This is a genomic window from Polynucleobacter sp. MWH-Berg-3C6, assembly GCF_018881855.1.
Taxonomy (GTDB): Bacteria; Pseudomonadota; Gammaproteobacteria; order Burkholderiales; family Burkholderiaceae; genus Polynucleobacter.
The window spans coordinates 134,176-143,422 of record NZ_JACVPN010000004.1; the positions used below are offsets into that span (position 1 = coordinate 134,176).

Sequence of the window (9,247 nt, forward strand, 5' to 3'; positions counted from 1 at the left end):
GCAATATCTGCATTTATATCTCTTCTAGGAATGATATTATGAGGCTTCAATCAACACTTCGCCTCGCGGCGCAATGAAGCATGCGGCAAGCCGACGTTACCCGAAACACTTCGGAAACCAAAATTCAAATTTCCATCAATTTAGATGGTACTGGTAAGGCTGAGCTGGCCTCCGGTGTCCCTTTTCTAGATCATATGCTCGATCAAATTGCCCGCCACGGCATGATTGACCTCAAAGTAGTCGCTAATGGCGACACCCATATTGATGATCATCACACCGTAGAGGATGTCGGAATTACCTTGGGTCAGGCTTTTGCTAAGGCGGTCGGCGATAAAGCGGGCATCACCCGTTATGGCCACTCCTATGTTCCTCTAGATGAGACCCTCTCGCGCGTTGTGATCGATTTTTCTGGTCGTCCGGGGTTGGAGTTCAACGTACCGTTTACTCGCGCTCGAGTTGGTGACTTTGATGTTGATCTCAGTATTGAGTTCTTCCGTGGTTTTGTAAATCACGCCGGAGTAACTTTGCATATCGATAATTTGCGCGGCATTAACGCGCACCATCAGATTGAAACCGTGTTCAAGGCTTTTGGCCGTGCTTTACGTATGGCTTTGGCCATTGACCCACGGGCATCTGGTGCCGTTCCTTCAACTAAAGGCAGTCTCTAATTTAGACACCCATAGTTGCTCTGTAGACAACAGCGAAAGATAAGCTAAATTGGCGCAAACTATTGCGATCGTTGATTATGGGATGGGTAATCTCCGTTCCGTATATCAAGCATTTCGTCATGTAGCCCCTGATGACAATGTGTTGATTGCGCACAAGCCCGAAGAAATTCTTTCTGCAAATCGAGTTGTCTTACCTGGCCAAGGCGCAATGCCAGATTGTATGAAGCATCTCGAAGAGTCTGGTTTATTGGAAGCGCTGTTAGAGGCATCCAAAAATAAACCCCTACTTGGAGTATGTGTAGGTGAGCAAATGCTGTTTGATCAAAGCGCTGAAATACGAGCAACAGAAAAGGGTCAATGGACCCCGTGTTTGGGCTTAATTCCGGGTGAAGTGCGTCGTTTTGAGCTAGCAGGCAAAAAACAGGCGGATGGCTCTGCATATAAAGTCCCGCACATGGGCTGGAATCAAGTGCGCCAAGACTCTAAACACCCCATATGGAAGGGCATTCCTGATTTAACTAGTTTTTATTTTGTCCATAGCTACTTTGTTGTGCCGCAGCGCAAAGAAGATATTGCGGGCTCTACAGAGTACGGGGATTGGTTTACTTCTGCCGTGGCGAGAGATAATATTTTTGCTACACAATTTCATCCAGAAAAAAGTGCAGAATACGGATTAAAGCTTTATCAAAATTTTGTTTCTTGGCAACCTTAATACTTTTAACCTTTAGATATGCTGCTGATTCCTGCAATTGATCTCAAAGACGGCCACTGTGTTCGACTTGAACAAGGTGACATGGATAAAGCCACCGTTTTCTCTGAAGATCCTGGCGCCATGGCAGCACATTGGATTAGTAAAGGCGCACGTCGCTTGCATCTGGTGGATCTCAATGGTGCCTTTGCAGGCAAACTCAAAAATGAATCTGCAATCAAATCGATTCTCAAAGCAGTTGGTGATGAGATACCCGTTCAATTGGGTGGCGGCATTCGTGATCTTGAAACCATTGAGCGTTTATTAGATGACGGTATTAGCACTGTAATTATTGGCACTGCTGCAGTCAAAAATCCAGGCTTTGTACAAGATGCTTGCACTGCATTTCCTGGCCATGTGATGGTTGGCTTAGATGCCCGCGATGGTAAGGTGGCCACAGATGGTTGGAGCAAGATTACTGGCCATGAAGTGATTGATCTCGCTAAGAAGTTTGAAGATTGGGGTGTTGAAGCCATTATCTATACCGATATTGGGCGTGATGGCATGCTCAAGGGTGTCAATATTGACGCCACTATTAAGCTGGCTCAGGCTATTCGTATTCCGGTAATTGCCAGTGGTGGTCTCTCAAACAATAAAGACATTGAAGCGCTGTGCAAAGCGGAAGAAGAGGGTGTGATGGGTGTTATTGCAGGCCGCTCCATCTATGCCGGGGATCTGGATCTTGCAGCAGCTCAAAAGTATGCGGATGAGTTAACTCTGAAGTACATGAAGAAAATTATCTAGTGTTAACAAAACGCATTATTCCTTGCCTTGATGTCACTGCAGGGCGCGTTGTTAAGGGTGTGAACTTCGTTGGCTTACGCGATGCAGGTGATCCTGTCGAAATCGCTAAACGTTATGACACCCAAGGCGCTGATGAGCTTACGTTCTTAGATATCACTGCTACATCTGATGGCCGCGATCTCATTTTGCACATCATTGAAGATGTTGCTTCCCAAGTATTTATTCCTCTCACCGTTGGCGGTGGTGTGCGCGCTGTTGCTGATGTGCGTCGCTTGCTCAATGCTGGCGCAGATAAAGTGAGTATGAATTCTTCCGCAGTAGCGAATCCGGATTTAGTTTCAGATGCTGCCGCTTACTATGGCTCACAATGCATTGTGGTTGCGATTGACGCCAAACAAACTGCTGCCGGCAATTGGGAGGTATTTACCCATGGCGGTAGAACAGCTACCGGTATTGATGTAGTGCAGTGGGCGAGTGAGGTGGCTAAACGTGGCGCTGGCGAAATTTTGCTGACCAGTATGAATCGCGATGGCAGCAAAGATGGCTTTGATTTAGCTTTAACCGCAGCCGTGAGCGATGCAGTCTCTGTACCAGTAATTGCATCTGGTGGCGTCGGTAATTTGCAGCATTTGGTTGATGGGATTACCAAGGGTCATGCCGATGCCGTATTAGCAGCAAGCATTTTTCATTATGGCGAGTACACCGTAGGCCAGGCAAAAGAATATATGGCCGCCCAAGGAATTCCGGTTCGGATTTAGCGAGAGCTTTTAAGCGCTGATTGCCATGTGAGCGATAAAGGCTGAGCGATTTTCTCCGGCTGATTTAGCTTTGGCATCCAATCTTGCCAATACTCTTTTTGGTAAAGAGATATTTACCCTTTCGATATCGTCTGATAGTAAAGCTGGGTCAATCTCAGCAATAGCCCAAATACATCCCTTGAATTCTTTCTTCTTCTGTAGATTGGTAATAGGACTGGGCTTCGGTATATCTTCACTGGCATCTAACGCTGACTCAATCCAAAGTTCAATAGCTTCTTTGGCATTTTCAATTGCCTCATCAACTCCGCTATCAGCAGCCGAGAAGCAGCCAGGTAAATCAGGAACGACTACGCTCCACGCTAACTTATCTCCACCCGGTTCAATCGCAATTGGATATTTCATGATGATTCCTCTATTTCATGCCTGCTTGTTTTAGTAGCTTTTGAACTAAACCAATTCCTAAATCCTTTTTGGGGTGAGGAACAGTGATATGCCCAGCTTTATGGGGATGATTAAAAACATGATGAGAGCCTTTTGAGCCCCGCAACACCCATCCATCCTTTTCTAATGCCTTAATGAGTTCTTTGCTATTCATTCCCAAATTATAAATTTATACACATCATACACACAAATATAGAAGGTGTCCATGAGGCGGGGCGGGTCATTACACCAAGCTCTAATAAATACTTATTTGGTTTGGCCTTAACAATTCTGTCAAAATTGAGCAAATGTCAGATATGAATAAAAACCCTCAAGAACAAAGCCTATTAGATGCCGTGACTTGGAATGATCAGGGTCTTGTACCTGTGATTGCTCAGGAAGTAAGTAGTGGCGATGTATTGATGATGGCTTGGATGAATCGCGATGCTTTGTTAGCAACTTTACGTTCTGGTGAGGCCGTCTATTGGACGCGTTCACGGCAAAAACTTTGGCATAAAGGCGAAGAGTCCGGGCATATCCAGAAAGTAAAAGAAATTCGTTTAGATTGCGATGGCGACACAATTTTGCTCATGGTTGAGCAAAAGGACGCTATTGCTTGCCATACGGGTGAGCATAGTTGCTTCTTTAAGCAATGGGATTCAGCTAAGGCCGCTTGGGTTGACCAGTCGATTTCTAAAAAATAAACAAGCTAAAGTCTTTTGCTTAAAAGACATAAAATAATCAAATGACGAGCTCTGCCAACAAACCTTCTAATTTAGATTCTGCATTCGCGCATTTGGCTGATGTAGTAGACCAGCGTCGTGATGCTTTTAAGGCTGGCCAAGCTGATCCTAAGACTTCCTATACTGCTTTGCTCTTCTCTAAGGGCGATGATGGAATTTTGAAGAAGATTGGTGAAGAGGCAACTGAGGCGGTCATGGCAGCGAAAGATGCCCGTAGTGCGAACTTGGCTCCAGAGCAACAGAAGCTGCTGGTGGCTGAGATGGCCGATCTTTGGTTTCACTGCCTGATTGCCTTATCCCAATTTAACTTGCGTCCAGAGGACGTGATTAGTGAGCTCGACCGTCGCTTAGGCACCTCTGGAATCGAAGAAAAAGCCGCCAGAAAAGCAGCCGGTAAGGAATAAATACTGATGTCACACGATCCAAATTGCCTGTTTTGCAAGATTTCACAAGGCTTGATCCCATCCCAGAAGGTCTATGAGGACGAGGAAGTCTACGCGTTTAAAGATATCAATCCAGCCGCACCAGTGCATTTTTTAATGATTCCTAAGAAACATATTCCCATGCTGGAGTCAGTAGAAAGCATTGATGCCCCTTTGCTGGGTAGAATGATGGAATTAGCGCCGCGTCTTGCCAAAGAGCAGGGCTGTCGTCCGGGTAAGGATGGTGGCTTCCGTTTGATGGTGAATAATGGTGCAGATGGAGGGCAGGAGGTTTATCACTTGCATTTGCATGTGATGGGCGGTCCACGCCCCTGGAAAAAATAATCCAAGGAGATTTGAAATGGGCTCATTTAGCATTTGGCATTGGTTAATTGTTTTGGTCATCGTGATGTTGGTATTTGGTACCAAGAAATTACGCAATATTGGCCAAGATTTGGGTGGTGCTGTAAAAGGTTTTAAAGATGGCATGAAGCCAGGTGATGAACCGAAAGAGCAAATCCAGCAAGCTGCTGCAACAACAGAAAAAACTGTTGATGTACAAGCTAAAGACATCAACAAGTGATTCTTGATAGCGCAATAGAAATCCATGTGGTTTTTAGAAGACTGCTGAAATGATTGATCTTGGGGTTTCAAAACTTGCGCTCATTGCAGTAGTTGCTTTAGTTGTAGTGGGCCCAGAGCGCCTACCAAAAATTGCTCGCATGGCGGGTAATTTATTTGGTCGTGCGCAGCGCTATATGGCCGACATTAAATCTGAAGTTAATCGCCAGATGGAAGTAGAGGAATTTAAAAAGTTCCGCGAAGAGAGTGCTTTTGCTCTAAAGGAAGTTGAGAACAGCATTAACTCCACTGTTCAAGAAGCCAACACCCACCTTAGTGATCAGGCCGATATTTTCGAGACCAGTTTTGAGAAGCTGCCTCTTGATGAGAGAGCGGTGTGGGACAAGACTAAGCGTCAGGGCCGCAATAGCTGGGGTGTTAGGCGTGCAGCTAGACCTATATGGTTTAAACGCTCAGCAGGCGTGCGCACACGAGTTCAATCGGGCGCCGCCAGAATGAAACGCTTTCATCACAGCGCCATCAAATAAATAAAATAAGAATAAAAATACTTTCGCATGTCAGAAAATCATTCCACTGAAGAGTCAGGTTTACAAGAATCTTTTCTCTCGCATTTATTTGAATTGCGTGATCGTGTTATCAAAGCAGCTCTAGCAATTATTGTTGTCTTTGTTTGCTTGGTGTATTGGGCGCCAGATATTTTTCATTTGTTTTCACAGCCTTTGCTAGATTCATTGCCAGCAGGTGGCAAGATGATTGTGACTGATGTCACTGGCTCCTTCTTTGTCCCCATGAAAGTCACTATGCTAGTGGCATTTCTGATTGCATTGCCTGTAGTGATTTATCAGTTGTGGGCTTTTATTGCACCGGGTTTATATCAACATGAGCGTAGGTTGGTCGTTCCATTAGTGGTGAGTAGCTATAGCTTGTTTATTTTCGGTATGGCCTTCGCCTACTTCTTGGTGTTTCCAACAGTATTTAATTTCATGGCTAGCTATAACGCACCATTGGGCGCGGAGATGTCTACGGATATCGATAAATATCTGAGCTTTGCGATGAACACTTTTTTGGCCTTCGGCATTACGTTTGAAGTTCCAGTAGTGGTAGTTGTTCTAGTGCGCATGGGCATTGTGCCTTTGGCTAAGCTCAAAGAAATTCGTCCCTACGTCATTGTGGGCGCCTTTGTAATTTCTGCAGTCGTAACTCCGCCCGATGTTCTATCGCAATTGCTCTTGGCAGTGCCGATGACATTGCTCTATGAGCTGGGCTTATTTATTGCGCGCTTCTATATGCCTAAGCCTGCAGATGATGAGACCGCTAAAGAAGATCAAGCTAGTTCAGCGTCAGTCTGATTTTTAGGGCTCTTAGAAAAAGTATCCGTTAGCCAATTGGTAACCCGATCAAAGCGATAGCGCCTTTGTCGGAGATTGCCTTCAATGTCCACTTCAGCACCAGCAAAAGCTTTGCCTGCTGCCAAAAGAGTGCGGCGCTGTTGAATCGTATCAATCTGAATGAGTCGCGGCAAAATCTTAGGCAATTCCCAGCGAATATCAACAGCTACACAATGCTCATGTTGTAGCTGACCTACTTCGCAAAGCAATAACTCTGCTTTGCTAAAGTTAAATTGATTAGCAATGATGATGCGATGACACAGTAGCAACCAGTCTTCGTCTAATTTATGTTCAGCATGATGGTTAATAGCGCGCTCAGCATATTGCGCCAGTTCAAACCATTCATTTAATTTGGGGTCTGGGCAACTTTCTAAAATTTTGCTGAGCAAATCTTTAGCTTCTGTCACACCTTGCTGATGCGCTTGCCAGACCCAATATGACGCTTGCAAGCCGCGCACCTTTTCTTCAGACTTTTCTCGCTTACGCCACAGGTTGGCACCTTTACGCAATTGTGCTTCTGCATGTCCTAAGTCAGCAGCACGATCAAAGCAGCGATCACTTTCTGTAGCGTTATATCCTGAGAATTGAGGGCGGCGATAAATTTCACCTAGTGCATACCAAGCATCACGATCGCCATCTTTGGCTGCGAGCTCTAACCAGTACGCCGCTTTTTTAAGAGATGCATTCGACTTAGTATCGCTGCCATCTAATTGCGCGAGACGCAATCCCAAGGTCAGTTTTGCAATAGTGAGTCCAAGTTCTGCTGCTTGTAGCAAGGCATCTTCATTTTTCTCTTCAAGCCAAGCGCTCCATAAAGAGGAAAGAGCCTCATTTTTGGGTTGAAGCTTAATCAGTAGTTCTTTGGCAGAGCTTGTGAATGGCGAATCAATTTCAGAAAGCTCTTGAAGATATTCCTTAGCGAGTTTTTGAAGACCCACAAAATCAAGACCAGTAATTTTTTCAACAGAGGGGGGAATGGCCGCTTTATTTAACCAATCGGCAAGTTGAGGTTGAATCTCTTGATAGGCTGGGTTTATTAGCAGATTGGCTAGTTGCCACTTAGCAGCCAGGCTAGAAGCATCCTGAACGGCTTTTTCGGCCACCTCCCAGAACGACCCCCAACCAAAGCTAAAAGCAGGGGAATTGAAGGTCTCCGCCAGGGGAATGCTGGCCACTTGATCTAAAAGACCGGAAATTTCCTGTTGGATTGAGTCTTTTTCGTCAAGTCCTTGATTTGAAATGGAAAAATAGGACTTTTCGAGCCAAATTAAGGCATTTGTAGGCTGAATTGGGGTTTTAAATGCCCCGGTCATATAAGCCTGCGCTAACTTTTGTTGCGCTAATACATCACCTAAGCGGGCTGAACTGAGGATTTTTAGGAATTCGCGACTTGCCATATGACAATTTTGTCATCTAAGGGCCTTAAAAGACAGAAAACAAAGGTCTTGTTGCCGAGATACAACGAAGAAAGCCAAAAAACTACCTTTTCACAAGCAAAAAGAGCTCTTAATTACCCCTACCCCCAGTCTAGATGGGCAATAGAAGCAAAATTCATTGGTCCCGGTTTTATTTGGGCATTACTTTTAATTTTTGGAGATTTAAAGAATGAAAAAATCGCTATTAGCAGTTGCAGCTATGACAGCTTTTGCTGGCGCAGCTCAAGCTCAGTCCTCAGTGACTGTTTACGGAATTATGGATGTTGGTTATACCAATGGTAGTGCTAGCTTCACTAGTGCCACCGCCACTAACAAGCAAAACGTTAGCCGTATCAGCAACAGTATGGAATCTGGCAGCCGTATTGGTTTCCGTGGCACTGAAGATCTTGGTGGCGGTACTTCAGCAAACTTTGTATATGAGTTAGGTATCCAACCTGCCGGTAATGCTGGTTCGAACGCTTCTGGCGAAACAATTGCAGCTCCTACAGCTAGTTCAGGTTCAAACGCTGGATCACCAAATCAGGTTTTCAACACTCGTCAAGCATATGTTGGTTTAGTTAAAAAAGGTTTGGTTGATGTACGTATTGGTACACAAAACACCTTTAACTGGGAACAAGCTGGTAGTAACACTACTGGTCAGTTGAATCAAACTTTAGGTAGCATGTTAGCTCCTACAACTGACGGCGCTTTCTTTAATAGTGCCTCTGTTCCTTCCACTGCTACTGCAGCACTTAACGGTTCTGCTTATGGCGCATTTACCAATAGAACCACAAACACGATTACCGCTCGTTCCGATAGAATGGCTGGCGTACAAGCTAAACTTGGCGCTGTCTTGAGTAATCAAGATTCCACTAGAACATCTGCTACTAATGGTGGAAACTCTAACCAGTTTGGCTGGATGGGTGCTTTGGATTGGAATATTCAAAAAGCAAATATCCAGGCTTCATACCAAGTGTTCCATTCCGAGGCTCCAGTAGGTGGCGCAGCAACCTATACAACTACCCCAGCAGCTTGGGGATCAGGTACACAGGGTAATAACGTTATTGATGGACAAGCTTTGATCACAGGAAGCTATGACTTTGGTATTTTGAAGGCCTACGCTGGTTGGGTAAACCGCAAAGTTCAGGCGGACAACAATCCTAGCCTATTCCTTAAGCGTTCAGCTCAAGAAATTGGTGTACGTAGCTTCATTACACCAACCATTGAAGGTTGGGCATCTGTTGGTAACGGTCGCTACACTTCATATGGAGTTGGCGCACCTACTGCTAACATTATTGGCTATCAGTTAGGTGGAAATTACTGGCTAAGCAAGCGTACAAACTTGTACACAATCTATGG

Annotated in this window: 14 protein-coding genes; 11 read left to right on the plus strand and 3 right to left on the minus strand. The window is 45.0% G+C overall.

The annotated features are described in order from the left end of the window. Window positions 1–80: 80 nt before the first annotated feature. From hisB to hisF, 4 genes are read left to right on the plus strand one after another with little or no spacing between them, the layout of a single operon-like run. The gene (gene hisB, locus ICN13_RS08205) at window positions 81–668 is read left to right on the plus strand and encodes an imidazoleglycerol-phosphate dehydratase HisB (RefSeq protein WP_215376713.1); all 588 of its coding nucleotides are present in this window, start codon (window positions 81–83) and stop codon (window positions 666–668) included. A 49-nt stretch (window positions 669–717) separates the two neighbouring features. Continuing rightward, the gene (hisH, locus tag ICN13_RS08210) at window positions 718–1,380 is read left to right on the plus strand and encodes an imidazole glycerol phosphate synthase subunit HisH (protein WP_216139869.1); all 663 of its coding nucleotides are present in this window, start codon (window positions 718–720) and stop codon (window positions 1,378–1,380) included. Window positions 1,381–1,398: 18 nt separating this feature from the next. Then, complete coding sequence (gene hisA, locus ICN13_RS08215) at window positions 1,399–2,160, plus strand: 1-(5-phosphoribosyl)-5-[(5-phosphoribosylamino)methylideneamino]imidazole-4-carboxamide isomerase (protein ID WP_087908842.1); 762 nt, start codon at window positions 1,399–1,401, stop codon at window positions 2,158–2,160. Continuing rightward, a complete protein-coding gene (gene hisF, locus ICN13_RS08220) occupies window positions 2,160–2,918 on the plus strand; it encodes an imidazole glycerol phosphate synthase subunit HisF (protein WP_088525659.1) in 759 nt (252 codons plus the stop codon). Before hisA ends, hisF begins: the two co-directional genes overlap by 1 nt. Window positions 2,919–2,927: 9 nt before the next feature. Here the strand turns inward: hisF and ICN13_RS08225 are convergent, their stop codons facing one another. Together ICN13_RS08225 and ICN13_RS08230 are read right to left on the minus strand one after the other, a co-directional pair. Continuing rightward, window positions 2,928–3,320 (minus strand): type II toxin-antitoxin system HicB family antitoxin, encoded by a 393-nt coding sequence (locus ICN13_RS08225; protein ID WP_216139870.1) that lies wholly within the window; start codon window positions 3,318–3,320, stop codon window positions 2,928–2,930. Between the two features lie 10 nt (window positions 3,321–3,330). Continuing rightward, window positions 3,331–3,513 carry a type II toxin-antitoxin system HicA family toxin gene (locus ICN13_RS08230; RefSeq protein WP_216139871.1) on the minus strand — a complete coding sequence of 61 codons (183 nt, stop codon included), beginning with the start codon at window positions 3,511–3,513 and terminating at the stop codon, window positions 3,331–3,333. A 142-nt stretch (window positions 3,514–3,655) separates the two neighbouring features. Between ICN13_RS08230 and hisI the strand changes: the two genes are divergently transcribed. The 6 genes from hisI to tatC are packed head-to-tail and all read left to right on the plus strand — an operon-like array spanning window position 3,656 to window position 6,434. Then, entirely contained in the window at window positions 3,656–4,042 is a 387-nt protein-coding gene (gene hisI / locus ICN13_RS08235; protein WP_216139872.1) for a phosphoribosyl-AMP cyclohydrolase, read from the plus strand. A gap of 41 nt (window positions 4,043–4,083) precedes the next feature. After that, the gene (locus ICN13_RS08240; RefSeq protein ID WP_216139873.1) at window positions 4,084–4,485 is read left to right on the plus strand and encodes a phosphoribosyl-ATP diphosphatase; all 402 of its coding nucleotides are present in this window, start codon (window positions 4,084–4,086) and stop codon (window positions 4,483–4,485) included. Window positions 4,486–4,491: 6 nt separating this feature from the next. Next, window positions 4,492–4,848, plus strand: a complete 357-nt coding sequence (locus tag ICN13_RS08245; RefSeq protein WP_216139874.1) for a histidine triad nucleotide-binding protein — start codon at window positions 4,492–4,494, stop codon at window positions 4,846–4,848. Window positions 4,849–4,864: 16 nt separating this feature from the next. Then, entirely contained in the window at window positions 4,865–5,086 is a 222-nt protein-coding gene (tatA, locus tag ICN13_RS08250; RefSeq protein WP_216139875.1) for a Sec-independent protein translocase subunit TatA, read from the plus strand. A 49-nt stretch (window positions 5,087–5,135) separates the two neighbouring features. Further along, entirely contained in the window at window positions 5,136–5,612 is a 477-nt protein-coding gene (gene tatB / locus ICN13_RS08255) for a Sec-independent protein translocase protein TatB (RefSeq protein WP_216139876.1), read from the plus strand. Between the two features lie 27 nt (window positions 5,613–5,639). Beyond that, window positions 5,640–6,434 (plus strand): twin-arginine translocase subunit TatC, encoded by a 795-nt coding sequence (gene tatC, locus ICN13_RS08260; RefSeq protein WP_216139877.1) that lies wholly within the window; start codon window positions 5,640–5,642, stop codon window positions 6,432–6,434. Here tatC and ICN13_RS08265 read toward each other — a convergent pair. Further along, entirely contained in the window at window positions 6,410–7,870 is a 1,461-nt protein-coding gene (locus tag ICN13_RS08265; protein ID WP_216139878.1) for a tetratricopeptide repeat protein, read from the minus strand. The genes tatC and ICN13_RS08265 overlap by 25 nt on opposite strands. Window positions 7,871–8,078: 208 nt before the next feature. Here ICN13_RS08265 and ICN13_RS08270 point away from each other — a divergent pair. Continuing rightward, window positions 8,079–9,247: porin (locus ICN13_RS08270; protein WP_216137881.1), on the plus strand; the 1,169-nt coding region annotated here is incomplete at its 3' end.

Coding starts and splice junctions, on each gene's coding strand:
- tatC (WP_216139877.1), top strand. CDS start 5,640: ATGTCAGAAAATCATTCCACTGAAGAGTCAGGTTTACAAGAATCTTTT.
- ICN13_RS08265 (WP_216139878.1), bottom strand. CDS start 7,870: ATGGCAAGTCGCGAATTCCTAAAAATCCTCAGTTCAGCCCGCTTAGGT.
- tatB (WP_216139876.1), top strand. CDS start 5,136: ATGATTGATCTTGGGGTTTCAAAACTTGCGCTCATTGCAGTAGTTGCT.
- ICN13_RS08245 (WP_216139874.1), top strand. CDS start 4,492: ATGTCACACGATCCAAATTGCCTGTTTTGCAAGATTTCACAAGGCTTG.
- hisA (WP_087908842.1), top strand. CDS start 1,399: ATGCTGCTGATTCCTGCAATTGATCTCAAAGACGGCCACTGTGTTCGA.
- hisB (WP_215376713.1), top strand. CDS start 81: ATGCGGCAAGCCGACGTTACCCGAAACACTTCGGAAACCAAAATTCAA.
- tatA (WP_216139875.1), top strand. CDS start 4,865: ATGGGCTCATTTAGCATTTGGCATTGGTTAATTGTTTTGGTCATCGTG.
- hisI (WP_216139872.1), top strand. CDS start 3,656: ATGAATAAAAACCCTCAAGAACAAAGCCTATTAGATGCCGTGACTTGG.
- ICN13_RS08230 (WP_216139871.1), bottom strand. CDS start 3,513: ATGAATAGCAAAGAACTCATTAAGGCATTAGAAAAGGATGGATGGGTG.
- ICN13_RS08225 (WP_216139870.1), bottom strand. CDS start 3,320: ATGAAATATCCAATTGCGATTGAACCGGGTGGAGATAAGTTAGCGTGG.
- ICN13_RS08240 (WP_216139873.1), top strand. CDS start 4,084: ATGACGAGCTCTGCCAACAAACCTTCTAATTTAGATTCTGCATTCGCG.